Source organism: Pandoraea sp. 64-18 (assembly GCF_001899225.1).
Lineage (GTDB): Bacteria > Pseudomonadota > Gammaproteobacteria > Burkholderiales > Burkholderiaceae > Pandoraea > Pandoraea cepalis.
This window is the reverse complement of the sequence record NZ_MKVU01000017.1, coordinates 42,509-59,230: the sequence shown is the minus strand read 5'-3', so window position 1 is coordinate 59,230 and position 16,722 is coordinate 42,509. Positions and strand designations below refer to the sequence as shown.

13 protein-coding genes and 1 riboswitch are annotated in these 16,722 nt (G+C 64.4%); of the genes, 2 read left to right on the top strand and 11 right to left on the bottom strand.

All coding sequences use genetic code 11. The annotated features are described in order from the left end of the window. Nucleotide 1 precedes the first annotated feature (1 nt). Genes mlaD through BGP02_RS14910 form a run of 3 tightly spaced genes read right to left on the bottom strand, consistent with a single transcriptional unit; the run spans nucleotide 2 to nucleotide 2,182 of the window. Nucleotides 2-556, bottom strand: a complete 555-nt coding sequence (gene mlaD / locus BGP02_RS14920; RefSeq protein ID WP_017231780.1) for an outer membrane lipid asymmetry maintenance protein MlaD — start codon at nucleotides 554-556, stop codon at nucleotides 2-4. 49 nt (nucleotides 557-605) lie between these two features. Further along, nucleotides 606-1,373, bottom strand: a complete 768-nt coding sequence (gene mlaE, locus BGP02_RS14915) for a lipid asymmetry maintenance ABC transporter permease subunit MlaE (RefSeq protein WP_017231779.1) — start codon at nucleotides 1,371-1,373, stop codon at nucleotides 606-608. After that, complete coding sequence (locus tag BGP02_RS14910; protein ID WP_502688484.1) at nucleotides 1,370-2,182, bottom strand: ABC transporter ATP-binding protein; 813 nt, start codon at nucleotides 2,180-2,182, stop codon at nucleotides 1,370-1,372. Before BGP02_RS14910 ends, mlaE begins: the two co-directional genes overlap by 4 nt. Before the next feature lie 269 nt (nucleotides 2,183-2,451). On the opposite strand from BGP02_RS14910, the gene BGP02_RS14905 reads away from it, so the two are divergent. Continuing rightward, on the top strand, nucleotides 2,452-3,036 hold the full coding sequence (locus BGP02_RS14905) for a GNAT family N-acetyltransferase (protein WP_315973476.1): 585 nt from the start codon (nucleotides 2,452-2,454) through the stop codon (nucleotides 3,034-3,036). A 20-nt stretch (nucleotides 3,037-3,056) separates the two neighbouring features. On the opposite strand, the gene BGP02_RS14900 is transcribed toward BGP02_RS14905, so the two are convergent. From BGP02_RS14900 to BGP02_RS14885, 4 genes are all read right to left on the bottom strand, one after another. Beyond that, entirely contained in the window at nucleotides 3,057-4,250 is a 1,194-nt protein-coding gene (locus tag BGP02_RS14900; protein WP_261939640.1) for a thiamine phosphate synthase, read from the bottom strand. 64 nt (nucleotides 4,251-4,314) lie between these two features. Beyond that, complete coding sequence (locus BGP02_RS14895) at nucleotides 4,315-5,160, bottom strand: thiazole synthase (RefSeq protein ID WP_150563307.1); 846 nt, start codon at nucleotides 5,158-5,160, stop codon at nucleotides 4,315-4,317. A gap of 1 nt (nucleotide 5,161) precedes the next feature. Next, nucleotides 5,162-5,359, bottom strand: coding sequence for a sulfur carrier protein ThiS (thiS, locus tag BGP02_RS14890; RefSeq protein WP_017235755.1), 198 nt, complete (start codon nucleotides 5,357-5,359; stop codon nucleotides 5,162-5,164). 15 nt (nucleotides 5,360-5,374) lie between these two features. Continuing rightward, nucleotides 5,375-6,505 (bottom strand): FAD-dependent oxidoreductase, encoded by a 1,131-nt coding sequence (locus tag BGP02_RS14885; RefSeq protein ID WP_286798790.1) that lies wholly within the window; start codon nucleotides 6,503-6,505, stop codon nucleotides 5,375-5,377. 193 nt (nucleotides 6,506-6,698) lie between these two features. Beyond that, nucleotides 6,699-6,827: riboswitch (TPP riboswitch) on the bottom strand. A 254-nt stretch (nucleotides 6,828-7,081) separates the two neighbouring features. Between BGP02_RS14885 and BGP02_RS14880 the strand changes: the two genes are divergently transcribed. After that, complete coding sequence (locus BGP02_RS14880) at nucleotides 7,082-8,866, top strand: ABC transporter ATP-binding protein/permease (RefSeq protein ID WP_286798789.1); 1,785 nt, start codon at nucleotides 7,082-7,084, stop codon at nucleotides 8,864-8,866. Here BGP02_RS14880 and BGP02_RS14875 read toward each other — a convergent pair. From BGP02_RS14875 to BGP02_RS14860, 4 genes are all read right to left on the bottom strand, one after another. Then, nucleotides 8,863-9,765 carry an SMP-30/gluconolactonase/LRE family protein gene (locus tag BGP02_RS14875; protein WP_261939638.1) on the bottom strand — a complete coding sequence of 301 codons (903 nt, stop codon included), beginning with the start codon at nucleotides 9,763-9,765 and terminating at the stop codon, nucleotides 8,863-8,865. The genes BGP02_RS14880 and BGP02_RS14875 overlap by 4 nt on opposite strands. After that, entirely contained in the window at nucleotides 9,762-10,586 is an 825-nt protein-coding gene (locus BGP02_RS14870) for an NAD-dependent epimerase/dehydratase family protein (RefSeq protein WP_017235759.1), read from the bottom strand. The genes BGP02_RS14875 and BGP02_RS14870 overlap by 4 nt, the downstream gene beginning before the upstream one ends. A 495-nt stretch (nucleotides 10,587-11,081) precedes the next feature. After that, nucleotides 11,082-12,548: a glutamate synthase subunit beta gene (locus BGP02_RS14865; RefSeq protein WP_268566988.1), complete on the bottom strand. Its 1,467-nt coding sequence runs from the start codon at nucleotides 12,546-12,548 to the stop codon at nucleotides 11,082-11,084. Nucleotides 12,549-12,644: 96 nt separating this feature from the next. Further along, nucleotides 12,645-16,722, bottom strand: a 4,078-nt coding sequence (locus BGP02_RS14860; protein WP_286798788.1) for a glutamate synthase-related protein, incomplete at its 5' end; no start/stop codon positions are given.

The window sequence follows — 16,722 nt, the reverse complement described above, 5'->3', positions numbered from 1 at the left end:
TTTATTTTCCTTGGGTTGCCGTGGCCGCCCCTGACGCCGGCAAAGCAGCGGGTGCGGTCGATGCCGGTGCGGTCGATGCCCCGCCCGGTTGGGCGCCCCCGGCATCTGCCGCCTTGTTGTACAGGAACTGGCCGATCAGATTTTCCAGCACGATTGCGGATTGCGTGAGCGTGATCGTATCACCGGCCTTGAGCATTTGATCGTCGCCGCCCGCCTCGAGCCCGATGTATTGCTCGCCGAGCAGCCCCGACGTCAGGATCTTCGCCGACGAGTCCTTCGGGAAGTGATATTGCGAATCGATGTTGAGCGTCACGTCGGCCACGTACCGCTTGTCGTCGAAGTTGATCGACGCCACGCGTCCGACCACGACGCCCGCGCTCTTGACAGGCGCCCGCGGCTTGAGGCCGCCGATGTTGTCGAAGCGCACCGTCACCGGATACGAACTCGAGAACGACAGCGAACTCATGTTGCCCACCTTGAGCGCGAGGAACAGCAGCGCTGCGAAGCCGAGAACGACGAACAGGCCAACCCAGAAGTCGAGGGGGTGTTTTTTCATTGTGTCAGTGTGCGCAATCTATCTATGTCTTGGCGGGCACGCAGGCCCGTTAGCTGAACATGAGGGCCGTGAGCAGGAAGTCGAGACCGAGTACCGCGAGGGACGCCTGCACCACCGTACGGGTGGTCGCACGCGACACGCCCTCTGGCGTCGGCTGCGCCTCGAATCCCTGGTACAGGGCGATAAAGGTGACGGCAATCCCGAACACTACGCTTTTGATGACGCCGTTGGCGACGTCCGACCACACGTCTACGCCGCCTTGCATCTGCGACCAGAACGCGCCGGGGTCCACGCCGATCAACTTCACGCCGACCAGGTAACCGCCAAACACACCCACCGCCGAGAAGATGGCCGCGAGAATCGGCATGGCGATCACGCCTGCCCAGAAGCGGGGGGCCACCACGCGCGCGATCGGATCGATCGCCATCATCTCCATGGCGGTCAATTGCTCCCCCGCCTTCATCAAACCGATTTCGGCGGTGAGCGAGGTTCCAGCGCGTCCCGCGAACAGCAGTGCGGTGACCACCGGCCCCAACTCACGCACCAGCGACAGCGCCACAAGCAGACCCAGCGCCTGTTCCGAGCCGTACCGGTTAAGCGTGTAATAGCCTTGCAGGCCCAGCACGAAGCCGACGAACAGGCCCGAGACCGCAATAATGACGAACGAATAGTTGCCGACGAAATGAATCTGGTCGGTCACCAGACGCGGCCGGCGCAGCATCGCCCCGCTCGACGCGAGCACGCGCCAAAACATTCGCGCACCGTACCCCAGGCGCTCTACGTGACCGCGAACAAAACTACCGAGGGTCGTGATCATGCACGCGCTCCCATCCCAAAATCGTCCGCAAGCGACGGCGCGGGATACTGAAATTTTACGGGCCCGTCCGGTTGCGCATCGATGAACTGGCGCACCGTCGGGTCATTCGAGGCTCGCAGCGCCTCCGGCGTCCCCTCGGCACCGATGCGCCCTTCGCTAATGAAATAGATGTAGTCGGCGATGGCAAAGGTCTCCGTCACATCATGCGAAACAATAATGGACGTGGCGCCCAGCGCGTCGTTGAGCTTGCGGATCAGATTCGCGGTGATACCCAACGAGATCGGGTCGAGCCCAGTGAACGGCTCGTCGTACATGATGAGGTCCGGGTCCAGCGCCATCGTGCGTGCCAGTGCCACACGTCGCGCCATGCCGCCCGAAATCTCGGCCGGCTTCATGTCGCGTGCGCCGCGCAGGCCCACGGCGTTGAGCTTCATCAGCACGAGGTCGCGAATGAGCGCATCGTCGAGCCGGGTGTGTTCGCGCAGCGGAAACGCCACGTTGTCGAACACCGTCATGTCGGTAAAGAGCGCACCGAACTGGAACAACATGCCCATGCGACGCCGCAAGCGGTACCAGCCAGCGTGGTCGAGCGATGCGACATCGGCACCGTCGAATTCGACGGTGCCGCGGCTGGCATGGACGAGCCCGCCGATCAGGCGCAGCACGGTCGTCTTGCCGCAGCCGGACCCCCCCATCACCCCAACGACTTTGCCGCGGGGGAACCGCATATTCAACCCGGAAAGCACCAATCGTTCGCCATAACCAAAGCTGACGTCGCGCAATTCGAGCAAATTTTCCGGATTCGGGATAGGCACGTTTCGGGTCTTATAGTGCGGCGCAAAACGCCAATTATAGGGGGGAATGCCGATTGATGCCGCCCAACGGCGATGGACGAAATCGAGGATTGGCGCTGCCCCGCGGCATTCTACAGGGCCGGCGTCCATTCGCCTTGTCGCGCGCCGACCGGCACAACGAACAAAAAACGTAACGCCAGCAAGGACTTATCGAGACCTCGGGGGTGTCGGGTGTTGCGCCGTTGCTACAATACGCCGTTTCACGCAATAAATCGTTGACCCCGATGCCCCGCGCCCCCCAAACGCCTTTCCATCCCCTTCTGCCGCAAGATACGGAGACGATCGAATTTCGGATTCGTCCGATGCAATCCTGCGATATTCCCCAAGTCCTGACGGTACAGGCAGCAGCGTATGTCGGTCCGATGCGTGAGTCGGAAGCGACATTGGCCTCACGTCATGCGCTGTCGCCGTCAACGTGTTGGGTTGCGGAGGGAACAGGCCCAACGGATACGTCCGTGGTCGGCTATCTACTGACACACCCGTGGCGCATGGCCGCCCCGCCGCCACTGGACACCATCCTCAAGGCCCTGCCTGACGCGGCCGACTGCTGGTACGTGCACGACATGGCGCTGCTCCCTCGCACGCGCGGCGCGGGCGTGGCTTGCCAACTCTACGCGGCGGCTCTGGCGGTGGCACGGTCGTCAGGATTGCGCGCGTCGGCCCTCGTGGCGGTGCAGCAATCGCAGGGGTTCTGGGCGCGCTTCGGTTATGCCGCAACGAGCGATGCCTCGCCGCAGATGGCCGCGAAGTTGGCCGCGAAGTTGGCCGGATACGGCGACGGCGCCATGTTCATGACGCGCACGCTATAACGGGCTGCGCGCGGCAAACATCACGCGCGTTGCGCGAACGCCTGCTGCATTCCCTTCACCGCCGCCGCCACATCGACGGCCTGCGTGACGGCTCGCACCACGGCCGCGCTGGTCACCCCGGTGTCGAGCACTTGCCCGAGGTTGTCCGCATCGATGCCGCCAATGGCGACAAGCGGATAGTGCGGCGCGATGAGCTTCACGTACCGCGCCAACTTCGCGAGTCCCTGCGGGGCGGTCGCGATCACTTTGGTGGTTGTCGGAAACACGGCGCCCACGGCCAGATAGCTGGGCCGGAAGTGATGCGCCGCCAGCATCTCGTAATAGCCGTGCGTGCTGATGCCCAGGCGCATGCCGGTCGCAAACAGCGCCGCGACCTCGTCGGCGGAAAGTGCCGCCATATCTTCCTGTCCGAGGTGCACGCCGTAGGCACCCGCTTGCGCGGCTTCGCGCCAATGGTCGTTGATGAACCAGGCACTGTCGTGCATCACGCGCCGCCCGGCCGCCACCGTCCGTTCGATCTCAGAGCGCAGCGTCGGATCCGCGGGATCCTTGATCCGCAACTGCACGGTGCCGACCTGAAGATCGGCCATGCGCTCGCAAGCACCGGCATCTGGCAGCACCGGATACAGACCGAGGCGTGACGGGCAGGCCGGGAACCGGCCGGGTGACGGCACTTGGCCGAGCACGACCGGGAAGGTTTCGAGCACCGTCGGCCATGCCCCGAGCGTGTCGGCATCGGCCGCGCGCGCGTGGCTGCCGTCGGTGCGCCATGCGCGCGCGAGCACGAGCGCGTCGTGTGGGGCGAATCCGCAGTCGAGGAACGCAGCGAACGCGGGGAAGAAGGCCGGATCGTCCGCGCCCGCAACGCGATAAACGGTGTCGTGCGTGTACAAGGTGTCTTCCACCTGTCCCGCCGCCAGCGCCCGCGAGCAAAGGACAACGGCGTGCGCCGCCCGCCATGCGTCGATCTGCACGGTGGCTTCGGTTCCGGGAGCGCCCTGCGGCGAGAGCGGCCACCAGACCACGTCCCCAGCCCCCGCGCGGTCCGGCGTCTGCGCGTGCACACGCCAACTTGGCGTAGCGGGGTCGTCCGGCCACGGCGCGAGGCGCGCGCGGATGCCGGCGGCGGCCTGTTGCCATGCTGTGGCGAGGGGTGCGTTAGCCGGCAGGCATTGCACGTGAGACAGGGTGGCGCCGCCGCTATGCGTCGTCATGAAGCTTCCCGGTGGGTCAGGCGGTGCGAGGTTGCGGTGGAATTCAAGCGCGTCTCCTCGGGGATCACGCGCCCGACTGATGCCAGAACGGCACCCCGACGACCGGCGTGCTGGCTTCGGCGCTCTCGCGCTCGGCCATCGGTCCGGCGAGCCACGCCGCGCGGCCCGCCTTGATCGCGGCGGCGAACGCGCCGGCCATCTCCACCGGCTGGGCGGCAAGCGCCACGGCCGTGTTGAGCAACACGCCGTCGAAGCCCCACTCCATCACCTGACACGCGTGCGACGGCAGACCGAGCCCGGCATCGACGATAAGCGGCGTATCCGGCAGACGGTCGCGCAGCAGTCGCAGGCCGTACGGATTGATCACGCCCTTGCCAGTGCCGATCGGCGCACCCCAGGGCATCAGCGCCTGACAGCCCACGTCGAGCAAGCGACGGCACAGCACCAGGTCTTCCGTGCAATACGGCAGCACCTTGAAGCCGTCGCGAATCAGTTGTTCGGCGGCCGTCACCAGACCGAACGGGTCGGGCTGGAGCGTGTAGTCGTCGCCAATCAGTTCGAGCTTGATCCAGTCGGTCTCGAAGACTTCGCGCGCCATTTGCGCCGTCGTCACCGCTTCCTGCACCGAGTGGCAACCGGCTGTATTGGGCAGCACCGGCACCGCGAGGCGGCGCAGCGTTTCCCAGAAATGGCCTTCCGACGCCTGCGCCCCGGTGCCCGAGAGTTGTCGGCGCAACGCCACCGTCACCATGCCCGGGCGGGCGGCGTCGATGGAATCATTGAGCGCCTGCAGCGACGGGTAGCGCGCCGTGCCGAGCAGGAAGCGACTGCCGAAGCGCGTGTCATACAGCGTGAGCGCATCGCGCACGCTGCCTGCGGCCACGTTGGCCGATTCGGTGAATGCGTTCATGTCAGCCTCCGGCCACCGGTTGCACTACATCGATTTTGTCGCCATGCGCGAGCGCGCGGGCGGCATATTGTGTCTTGGGCACGAACTGCCCGTTGATCGCCGCGGCGAACGGCGGCTTGGCGCCGTAGGCGGCGAGCGCCTCGGCCAGCGTCGCCGCCTCGGCCACGCTCAGTGTCTGTTGATTGATATGAATATCCATGGTGTCCCTCCCCTCTCATGCCCGACGGAACAGGTCCGGCCACGGCCGGCTGGCTCGCCACATCTCCCAGTCGAACGCGTGCCCAAGGCCCACTCGCGCGCTCGTCGCTTGCATCAATGCCTGCGCCAGCGCGCACGCCTCTCCCGTGACCGCCGGCGCGAGCAAATAACCGTGCCGGTACAAACCGTTCACGCGCAGCACCCGCGCACCGTCCCACTGCACCCGCGGCAGATGGTCGGGCAATGCCGGACGGCAGTTGACATTCAGCTCGACAATGCGCGCCTCGCCGAACGCCGGGTTCAGCGAATGGGCCGCCGAGAGCAGTTCGAGCGCGGAGCGCACGGTCATCGGCGACATATCTTCCGACTCGAGTTCGGTCGCGCCGATCACATACAGATCGTTTTCCTTGGGCGCGATATAGATCGGATAGCGCGGATGCAGCAACCGCACCGGCCGGCGCAGCCCAATGCCCGGCGCGTGAATTCGCACCACCTCACCCCGCACACCGCGCAATTGCGTGAGCGCGGCACGCGCGCCCAGCCCGCGGCAATCGACGACCAGACCGGCGTCCGGATACGCGCCCTCGGCGATCTCGGTATGCCAATGCAGCGCCGCCCCCGCCTTAGCAAGACCTGCCGCCAGCGCGCGCAACAGTTGCCGGTTGTCGAGCTGGCCCTCGTTCGGCAGCCACCAGCCTTCCTGAAACCGTCCGGCCAGCGCCGGCTCGACCTCGGCCAATTGCGCGCCCGACACGCGTCGCACACCGTCACGCAGCAAGGCCGGTGGGGCATTGGCGCGCATGCGTCGGTCGAACATCACCGCCTCGGCGCGATCGGGCTGGTGCCACACGACCAGCGTGCCGTTGCGTTGGAAGAAGACGTGTTCGGGCAGGCCGTCGATCAATGCCGGCCAACGTTCCAGGCCGACGGCGCCCATCTCGACGATGCTCGGCTCGGCCACGGCCGCTTCGGCCAAGGGCGCGAGCATGGCCGCTGCCACCCAGCCGGCAGCCGACGCCCCGTCGGCATCGCCACGCTCGTAGAGCGCCACGCGTGCGCCGGCACGAATCAGTTGCCACGCCAGCAGACGCCCGGACAGGCCGCCGCCGAGCACGGCGACGTCGGGACGCGAAGTGGAAGCGCTCATACGCGTTCTGCCGCGCAAGCCGGGACGGCGCGCAGGCACTCGAAAGCAGGCAAAGGATGACTCGCGAGCGGAATCTCGGAAGTCGTTGCGGCGAAAACCGCAGGGATAAGCGCAGGAATCTGCGGAAGGCAGCGCATGGGGTCCTTTCCTCATGAAAGCAAAAGGACGAAACGGTGTTGAACACCTTACCCCACTGGAGTAGTCGGAAACTTCCCACGCCGGTATTACCCGGGTCGGGTGCAAAGGGTCTCTCTCAGCCCCGCGTCGTATGGTTACGCATGGTCAACCCTGCGTTCGACACGGAGCACCCCTGTTTCGCCCGCAGCCATTACAACATAGATGCCGATGCCCGTGCAAGCCGGGGCATCGGGCGATTGCACGCGCGATGCGTCTCGTTTTTTGACGAATCCCCCGGGCCGTGTAACCCCACGTAAACTGAAAACCGACGTGACAAGCGCCCCCAATCCGGAAATTGTGCAACGCACCCGCCGGAACTGCGGTCAAATGGGCCGTCGACCCTAATAACACGTTGCATTTCCGCGGCAACCCCGCCAGACGATCATGGCCCACACGCCGATGTCTTCCCCGCCTCCCGAGGCGCCGCCCGCCGGCAACCCGGCCGTCCCTGCCCCCAAGCCACCGAAGCACCCCACTGCGTGGCAGTTGATCCGGCCCTACTGGGCCTCGGAGAAGCGCTGGGAGGGCCGTCGGTTGCTCGCACTCGTCGTGGCGCTCAATCTTGCCGTCGTGTTTATCAACGTACGACTGAATGCGTGGAACGCCGGCTTCTATGACGCGCTCGACAAGCGCGATTGGCCCATCTTCAAGTCGTCGCTGATCGAATTCGCGGTACTCGCATTCAGCTTCATCGTCATTGCGACGTTCCGCACCTACTTCCGCCAGATGCTCGAAATTCGCTGGCGGCAGTGGGTCACCGATGCCAACCTGTCGAAGTGGTTCTCGCATCAAGCCTATTACCGCATCGAGCGCGACCATCTGGCGGACAACCCGGACCAACGTATTTCGGAAGACATCCGCACGCTGATCAGCGCATCGCTGGCGCTGTCGCTCGATTTGCTCACGACGCTGGTCTCGCTGTTTTCGTTCATCACCATTCTCTGGACGATCTCAGGCGCCGTGTCATTTGTGCTGGGCGGCATGAACGTGACGATTCCCGGCTACATGGTCTGGGTCGCGGCGCTCTACGCCCTGGTGGGATCGTTCTTCATCTTCAAGGTCGGTCGGCCACTCGTGGGGCTGAGCTACCGTCAGCAGCAGGTGGAAGCGGATTTCCGCTTTCTGCTGGTGCGTCTGCGCGAGTCGGCGGAGCAGGTCGCGCTCTATCGCGGCGAAGGCGCTGAATTGTCGCGCCTGACGTCGGCCTTCGGGGCCGTGCGCGACAACTGGTGGCAGATCATGGTCGTGACGAAACGGCTGATCTTCGCGAATTCGATCTACGGGCAGATCGCCATCGTGTTCCCGATCATGGCGGCCGCACCGCGCTACTTCGCCGGCGCGTTCACGCTCGGCGTGCTCATGCAGATCATCGGTGCGTTCGGGCAAGTGAGCGACGGTTTTTCGTGGTTCGTGAACAGCTTCTCGACGTTGGCCGACTGGAAAGCGACGATCAACCGGCTGCGCGAATTCACCCGCGTAATCGACGCACCGCCGCAAGCACCGAGCACCGGTGGCATTGCGCTCGTGACGACCGCCCATTCGCCCTCGGCAGCCTTCACGGCCACCGATCTTCGCCTGGCGCTACCCGACGGTGCACCGCTCGCGGTCGCCGGGTCGTTTGCCTTTGCGCCTGGCTCGCGATGGCTCATCCGTGGCCGCTCGGGCTGCGGCAAGAGCACCATGCTGCGCGCGTTCGCCGGCCTGTGGCCGTTCGGCAGCGGACGCATCGAAGTTCCCGCCGACGCCCGCGTGCTGTTCCTGTCACAACAAAGCTATTTGCCGATCGACACACTGAAGGCGGCCCTGGCCTTTCCTTCGCATGCCGATACTTTTACCGACGACGAATGCCGAGACGTGCTCAGCGCCGTCAACCTCGAGCAGTATCGTGACGAGTTACTGACCGTCGCTCACTGGGCCCGCCGCTTGTCCGGCGGCGAGCAACAACGGCTCGCCACCGCGCGCGCCTTGCTGCAAAAGCCGGATTATCTGTTCCTCGACGAAGCGACCAGTGCGCTCGACGTAGAAACCGAGGAGGCGGTGTATGAAGCGCTGCATGCGCGCCTACCGGGCACCACGATGGTCAGCGTGGCCCATAGGGAAACGCTCGGCCGCTTCCATCAACACACCATGACGCTGCATGCCGCGGGCGACGTCGCGCCGCCACGGGTGGTCGACGCGGCCTAGCCGGCGTAAGGCACCTCCGGCAATCCCTGCGCGCCGCAACGCACTGCCAACACATGGCCGTCGTGTTCGGTCGCGCCGGTTGCCGGACGAATCGACGTAACAAACAACGTGTCGAAGTCGCGCCCGCCGAACGCGCACATCGACGGCTTCGACACCGGCAGCACGATCTCGCGGTCCAGCACGCCTGCGGGCGTGAAGCGAAGCAAGCGGCTACCGTCGTTGGCGCACGTCCAGTAAGCGCCGTCGGCATCGACGGCCGCGCCGTCCGGACGGCCCGGATAGTCATTCATGTCGACGAACAGCCGCTGCCCGCTGATCGCACCGCACTCGGCATCGAAGTCGAACGCCCACACGCGGCGGCGCGTCGGATGCGAATCGCTCAGGTACATCGTGCGGCTGTCCGGCGAGAAGCCCAAACCGTTCTGCGTCACCAGGCCCTCGACGAGCGGCGCCGACAGACGGCCGTGCGTGTCGAAACAGAAGAGCACGCCTGCGTCGCTCGCGAGCGACATATCCTGCACCATCGTGCCCGCCCAGAAGCGGCCCTGCCGATCGCAGCGTCCGTCGTTGAAGCGCATGCCCGGCAACGGGAACACCGGCGCGGCCAGTCGCTGCCAATCAGACGCCGCAAGCGTGCCCGGCGGCCCCAGGCGCACCGCGAACAGCCCGGTCTCGCAGCCCGCCAGCAGCATGCCCGAGGCGTCGAAGGTAAAGCACGCGATCTGCTCGGGGAATGTCCATTGACGATGATCGCCGTCGGCGGGCGTTACGCGATGCAGTTGCTTCGCGGGGATGTCCACCCAGTAGAGCGCCTGCTCGTCGGCACGCCACAACGGGCTCTCGCCAACGGCGTGAGGCGTCTGTCGCGACGGTTCGAGCCGTTCGATCGACACCTTCATGCCTTGGGTTCCATCGGCCCCAGCAGCACGAACGGTCCGCCTTGGTAGCGCTGCGTCACATCGTCCATGCGCGGATCGGGCGCCTGCGCCGGAAACAGGCCGGCGAATTGCGCCGAGCTGTCTTGCGCACGGAAGCCAAGAAACGCGGCCTTCGTATTGTTGACCCACAGCGTCGGGTTGTTCGACACGCCGTAGACGATGGCATGGCCCACGCGATTCGTGAACAACGAGCAGCGCACGAGTTCGACGAAATCGCGATAGCTCAGGTATGTCACCATCATGCGCGGATTCTTGGGCTGCTCGAACGACGAGCCGATGCGCAGGCACACGGTCTCCAGACCGAAGCGATCGAAGTAGTAGCGGGACAGGTCTTCACCGAAACATTTCGAGATACCGTACATGCTGTCCGGACGGTGCGGCGCGTCGACATCTAGCACTTCCGTCACGGGATGGAAACCCACCGCATGATTCGAGCTGGCGTAGACGATGCGCTTCACCCCCTGCTTCTGCGCTGCGCTATAGACGTTGTACATGCCGAGAATATTGGCTTGCATGATGTCGTCGAACGGCGCCTCGACGGAGATGCCGCCCAGATGCACCAGCGCGTCGACGCCTTCGAGCAGCGCGTGCACGGCGGCGCGATCCGCGAGGTCGACCTGCATGGCTTCTTCGTGCGGCGCATCAGCCGTGAGCGGCACGATGTCGCTCACGCGCACGATATCCGCCCACTCGGCGAGCTTGCCGCGCAGTTGTTTGCCAAGATTGCCCGCTGCGCCGGTCAGCAGCAGACGGCGGAAGGGTTTGCCGGATGTCTGGCTCATATCAGTCCTTGTTCGTCGGTAGATCGCAGTGCATGCGACGACGCCTTGCCACAACAAACCCGGCGCCGCGTCGGCGCGCCCGACGCTCATCGAAAACGTGGGGGTCGCATGGAGAGGCATCCTACGTCAGACGATGTACGATGACAATGGCCAATTGGTCGGTTTACGGAGAATCCCTAGTATTTCACTCGATGCCTTGCATCGACGCGACAAGCCTTATATTCATTGGCGTCCACCTATACCAGGGGTGTTTCCCTGAAGGCCGATGACGCAAGATCGGCCATGTCATATGACATCTTATATTTATCGATCTTGTGCATGTTCCGGTCGCCCGAATACCGTGCAAACAAAGACACGCAAAGCGATCGGGCAAGAAAAAACCGCCCGGACGTTGTCGCCCGGACGGTTTCTTCACGGCAACGCAGAGACCTACCTCCGCGCCCCTCCTCTCAACCCCGTATTTGTGGTTTTGGCAGGCATTACTCTTTCACGCGCTCAGCGCGGCAGTTCCGAGTAGCCCATCAGGAACTCGTCCACCGCACGGGCGCACTGACGGCCTTCGCGAATCGCCCACACCACCAGCGACTGACCGCGACGCACGTCACCGGCCGCGAACACCTTCGGCAGGTTCGTCGTGTAGGCGCGCTCGCCTTCGGTCGAGGCACGCACGTTGCCGCGCGCGTCCTTGTCCACGCCGAACGCGTCGAGCACGGTCTGCAACGGCGACACGAAGCCCATCGCGAGCAGCACCAGGTCGGCCTTGAGTTCGAATTCCGAGCCCGGCACTTCCTGCATTTTGCCGTCCTTCCATTCGAGACGCACGGCAATCAGCTTCTCGACCTTGCCGTTTTTGCCTTCGAAGCGCTTCGTTGCCACCGACCAGTCACGCTCGCAACCCTCTTCGTGGCTCGACGATGTACGCAGCTTGGTCGGCCAGTACGGCCACACCATCGGCTTGTTTTCCTGCTCGGGCGGCTGCGGCAGCAGTTCGAACTGCGTCACGCTCTTTGCGCCGTGACGGTTCGACGTGCCCACGCAGTCGGAACCGGTATCACCGCCCCCGATCACGATCACCTGCTTGCCCGTGGCCAACAACTGGTTGGCCAGCTTGTCGCCCGCATTGACCTTGTTCTGCTGGGGCAGGAATTCCATCGCGTAATGGATGCCTTCCAGCTCGCGCCCCGGCACCGGCAGATCGCGCGGCTGTTCTGCACCGCCCGCGATCACCACGGCGTCGAATTGCGCCTGCAACTGCTCCGGCGAGATCGTCTCTTTGGAGAAGTTGTTGACGTGGGCTTCCGGCGCGTCCTTGCCGACGTAGACACCCGTGCGGAACGTCACGCCCTCGGCTTCCATCTGGCGCATGCGGCGATCGATCAGCCACTTCTCCAGTTTGAAGTCGGGAATGCCGTAGCGCAGCAGTCCGCCCACACGGTCGTTCTTTTCGAACACGGTGACGTCGTGACCGGCGCGCGCAAGTTGCTGCGCCACGGCCATGCCCGCCGGGCCCGAGCCGACGACGGCGACCGTCTTGCCGGTCTTGTGCTTCGCGGGCTGCGGCTCGACCCAACCTTCGCTCCACGCCTTGTCGATGATCGCGTGTTCGATCGACTTGATGCCCACCGCGTCGCTGTTGATGTTCAGCGTACAGGCGGCTTCACACGGCGCCGGGCAGATACGGCCCGTGAACTCGGGGAAGTTGTTCGTCGAGTGCAGTACCGCGATGGCCGACTTCCAGTCCTGGCGATACACCAGGTCGTTGAAGTCGGGAATGATGTTGTTGACCGGGCAACCGTTGGTGCAGAACGGAATGCCGCAGTCCATGCAGCGCGCGCCCTGCACCTTTGCCTGCTCGTCGGAGAGCGCGAGCACGAACTCCTTGTAATGCTTTACGCGTGCCAGCGGTGCTTCGTAAGACTCGCCCTGGCGCTCGAATTCGAGAAAACCTGTGACCTTGCCCATGTTTCTTCAGTCGGAAAGTTTTGTGGTTACCGTGCCTCACCCGCGCGCGGCACGCCATCGGGGCCCTCACCCCGTGGCGCCGCCGCGCTAGCGGCTTCAGGCCGCCAGTGCTTGTTTTTCGTTGGCCTTGGCCATATCGCCGAGGGCCCGCTTGTATTCGCTCGGGAACACCTTCACGAACTTGCGGCGCGCGCCGTCCCAGTCTTCGAGCAGCGCCTTGGCGCGTGTCGAGCCCGTGAACTGGAAGTGACGCTCGATCAGCTCGCGCAGTTGCGCCTCGTCGGTCTGGCCGCGATGCCACAATCCCTGGCTCACCGTGCGCTCCTGCTCGCCGTGCGGCAGCACCGGGTCGAGAGCGACCATCGCGGTGTTGCACTTGGCGGCGAACGTGCCGTCAGCGTCGTACACGTAGGCCACACCGCCCGACATCCCCGCCGCGAAGTTACGCCCGGTCTCGCCCAACACGACCACCGTACCGCCGGTCATGTATTCGCAACCGTGATCGCCTGAGCCTTCCACCACGGCGGTGGCGCCCGAGTTCCGCACGCAGAAGCGTTCGCCGGCCACGCCATTGAAGAAGGCTTCGCCTTCGATGGCGCCAATCATCACGGTGTTGCCCACGATGATGTTGTCTTCGGCGTTGCCGCGGAAGTCGTTGGTCGGACGCACGATGATGCGCCCGCCCGACAGGCCCTTACCCACATAGTCGTTGCCGTCGCCTACCAGATCGAGCGTGATGCCGCGTGCGAGGAACGCCCCGAAGCTCTGGCCGGCCGTGCCCTTGAGCTGCACGTGGATCGTGTCGTCCGGCAGACCGTCATGGCCGTAACGCCTGGCCACTTCGCCCGAAAGCATTGCGCCGACCGTACGGTTACGGTTGCGCACCGGCTGAATGAACGAGACATGCTCGCCCTTCTCGAGCGCCGGCAGCGCCTTTTCGATGAGCGCGTGATCGAGTGCGGCGGCCAGACCGTGATCTTGCGTTTCGACATGCAGACGCGGTACGTCCGCTTCCATTTCCGGCAGATGGAAGATGCGCGCGAAGTCCAGGCCCTTCGCCTTCCAGTGCTCCACGCCCGCGCGGGTGTTGAGCAGGTCAGCGCGGCCGATCAGATCGTCGAACTTCGAGATGCCCAGTTGCGCCATGATTTCGCGCACTTCTTCGGCCACGAAGAAGAAGTAATTGACCACGTGCTCCGGCTTGCCCTGGAATTTCTTGCGCAACACCGGGTCTTGCGTCGCCACGCCCACCGGGCAGGTGTTCAGGTGGCACTTGCGCATCATGATGCAGCCCTCGACGACGAGCGGCGCCGTCGCGAAGCCGAATTCGTCGGCACCCAGCAGTGCGCCGATCACCACGTCGCGACCGGTCTTCATCTGACCGTCGGCTTGCACACGGATACGACCGCGCAAGCGATTGAGCACCAGCGTCTGTTGCGTCTCGGCCAGGCCCAGCTCCCACGGCGTGCCGGCGTACTTCACCGACGACAGGGGCGAAGCGCCCGTGCCACCGTCGTGACCGGCGATCACCACGTGATCGGCCTTGGCCTTCGCGACACCGGCGGCGACCGTCCCCACGCCCACCTCGGACACGAGCTTCACCGAAATCGACGACGAGGCATTCACGTTCTTCAGATCGTGGATGAGCTGCGCCAGATCTTCGATCGAGTAGATGTCGTGGTGCGGGGGCGGCGAAATCAGGCCGACGCCCGGCACCGAGTAACGCAGCTTGCCGATGTATTCGGTCACCTTGTGACCCGGCAGCTGACCGCCTTCGCCCGGCTTGGCGCCCTGCGCCATCTTGATCTGGATCTGATCGGCCGAGACCAGATAGTCAGCCGTCACGCCAAAGCGGCCCGAGGCCACCTGCTTGATCTTCGAGCGCAGCGAATCGCCATCCTGAAGTTCGATATCGGCCTCGATGACGTCGTGCCCCACGATCGATGCGAGCGATTCGCCCTTCTTGATCGGAATTCCCTTCAGCTCGTTGCGATAACGGCGCGCATCTTCGCCGCCTTCGCCCGTGTTCGACTTGCCGCCGATACGGTTCATGGCAACGGCCAGCGTGGCGTGCGCTTCGGTCGAGATCGAGCCGAGCGACATGGCACCGGTGGCGAAACGCTTCACGATGTCCTTGGCCGATTCAACCTGATCGAGCGGAATCGCGCGCTGCGGATCGACGCGGAACTCGAACAGACCGCGCAACGTCATGTGACGCTTGCTCTGGTCGTTGATGAGGTTCGCGTATTCCTTGTACGTCTGGTACGAGTTCGAACGGGTCGAGTGCTGGAGCTTGGCGATGGCATCCGGCGTCCACATATGGTCTTCGCCACGAATGCGGAACGCGTACTCGCCACCGGCGTCGAGCATGTTTGCGAGCACCGGGTTGTCGCTGAAGGCGTCGCGATGCAGACGCACCGCTTCCTCGGCCACTTCGAAAATGCCGATACCGCCGACGTTCGACGCCGTGCCCTGGAAGTACTTCTTGACCAGTTCCTGCGACAAGCCGATGGCTTCGAAGATTTGCGCGCCGGTGTACGACATGTACGTCGAGATGCCCATCTTCGACATGACCTTGTGCAGGCCCTTGCCGACCGCCTTGACGAAGTGCTTGACCGCCTTCTCGGGCGTGAGGTCGCCACCCTGCTTGCGGGCGATCTGTGCGAGCGTCTCCATCGCGAGGTACGGGTGAACGGCTTCCGCGCCGTAGCCCGCGAGCAATGCGAAGTGGTGCACTTCGCGCGCCGAACCGGTTTCGACCACGAGGCCGGTGCTCGTGCGCAGACCTTGCGCGACCAGATGCTGGTGCACGGCCGAGGTCGCGAGCAGCGCCGGGATGGCGACTTGTTCGCGATTCGTCAGGCGGTCCGACACGATGAGGATGTTGTAGCCCGACTTCACCGCGTCGATGGCTTCGGCGCACAGCGACGCGAGGCGCGCTTCAATGCCTTCCTTGCCCCACGCGACCGGATAGCAGATGTTCAGCTCGTACGAGCGGAATTTGCCCCCGGTGTACTTGTCGATGTGACGGATCTTCGCGATTTCCTTGAAGTCCAGCACCGGCTGCGACACTTCGAGACGCATCGGCGGGTTGATGTTGTTCGTGTCGAGCAGGTTCGGCTTCGGGCCGATGAACGACACCAGCGACATCACCATGTTCTCGCGGATCGGATCGATCGGCGGGTTCGTCACCTGGGCGAACAACTGGCGGAAGTAATGATAGAGCGTCTTGTTCTTGTTGCTCATGACCGCGAGCGGGCTGTCGTTGCCCATCGAGCCCACGGCTTCTTCGCCGTTGATCGCCATCGGCGTCATCAGCAGCTTCACTTCTTCCTGCGTGTAGCCGAAGGCCTGCTGCAAATCGAGCAGCGGCGTGGCCGAATCGTGATGCACACCGGCCTCTTCGACCTTCGGCTCGATCTCGTCGAGCTTGATGCGCACGGCGTCGATCCAGCTCTTGTACGGCTTCGCGTTGGCGAGGTTGTCCTTGAGTTCCTTGTCGTCGATGATGCGGCCCTGCTCCATGTCGATCAGGAACATCTTGCCCGGCTGCAGGCGCCACTTCTTGACGATCTTCGACTCGGGAATCGGCAGCACGCCCGATTCCGAGGCCAGGATGACCATGTCGTCGTCGGTAATCACGAAGCGCGCCGGACGCAGACCGTTACGGTCGAGCGTCGCGCCGATCTGACGACCGTCGGTGAAGGCGATGGCGGCGGGGCCGTCCCACGGCTCCATCATCGCGGCGTGATATTCGTAGAACGCGCGGCGGTTGTCGTCCATCAGTGTGTGCTGCTCCCAGGCTTCCGGGATCATCATCATCACGGCGTGGGCGAGCGGATAGCCGGCCATCGTGAGCATTTCGAGGCAGTTGTCGAACGATGCGGTGTCCGACTGGCCCGGGTAGATCAGCGGCCACAGCTTCTGCAGATCGTCGCCGAGCACGGCCGACGAGATCGCGCCCGTGCGGGCGTTGATCCAGTTGACGTTGCCCTTGACGGTGTTGATTTCACCGTTGTGCGCGACCATTCGGTACGGGTGCGCCAGCTCCCATGCCGGGAACGTGTTCGTCGAGAAACGCTGGTGAACGAGGGCGAGCGCCGAGACGGTGCGCGGATCGGCCAGGTCGCGGTAGTAGCGGCCGACCTGGTCGCACAGCAGCAGCCCCTTGTAG

Excerpts from the sequence above, each read along its gene's own strand:
- mlaD (WP_017231780.1), bottom strand. The coding sequence starts at position 556 with ATGAAAAAACACCCCCTCGACTTCTGGGTTGGCCTGTTCGTCGTTCTC.
- mlaE (WP_017231779.1), bottom strand. The coding sequence starts at position 1,373 with ATGATCACGACCCTCGGTAGTTTTGTTCGCGGTCACGTAGAGCGCCTG.
- BGP02_RS14905 (WP_315973476.1), top strand. The coding sequence starts at position 2,452 with ATGCCCCGCGCCCCCCAAACGCCTTTCCATCCCCTTCTGCCGCAAGAT.
- BGP02_RS14900 (WP_261939640.1), bottom strand. The coding sequence starts at position 4,250 with ATGACGACGCATAGCGGCGGCGCCACCCTGTCTCACGTGCAATGCCTG.
- BGP02_RS14895 (WP_150563307.1), bottom strand. The coding sequence starts at position 5,160 with ATGAACGCATTCACCGAATCGGCCAACGTGGCCGCAGGCAGCGTGCGC.
- thiS (WP_017235755.1), bottom strand. The coding sequence starts at position 5,359 with ATGGATATTCATATCAATCAACAGACACTGAGCGTGGCCGAGGCGGCG.
- BGP02_RS14885 (WP_286798790.1), bottom strand. The coding sequence starts at position 6,505 with ATGAGCGCTTCCACTTCGCGTCCCGACGTCGCCGTGCTCGGCGGCGGC.
- BGP02_RS14880 (WP_286798789.1), top strand. The coding sequence starts at position 7,082 with ATGTCTTCCCCGCCTCCCGAGGCGCCGCCCGCCGGCAACCCGGCCGTC.
- BGP02_RS14875 (WP_261939638.1), bottom strand. The coding sequence starts at position 9,765 with ATGAAGGTGTCGATCGAACGGCTCGAACCGTCGCGACAGACGCCTCAC.
- BGP02_RS14870 (WP_017235759.1), bottom strand. The coding sequence starts at position 10,586 with ATGAGCCAGACATCCGGCAAACCCTTCCGCCGTCTGCTGCTGACCGGC.
- BGP02_RS14865 (WP_268566988.1), bottom strand. The coding sequence starts at position 12,548 with ATGGGCAAGGTCACAGGTTTTCTCGAATTCGAGCGCCAGGGCGAGTCT.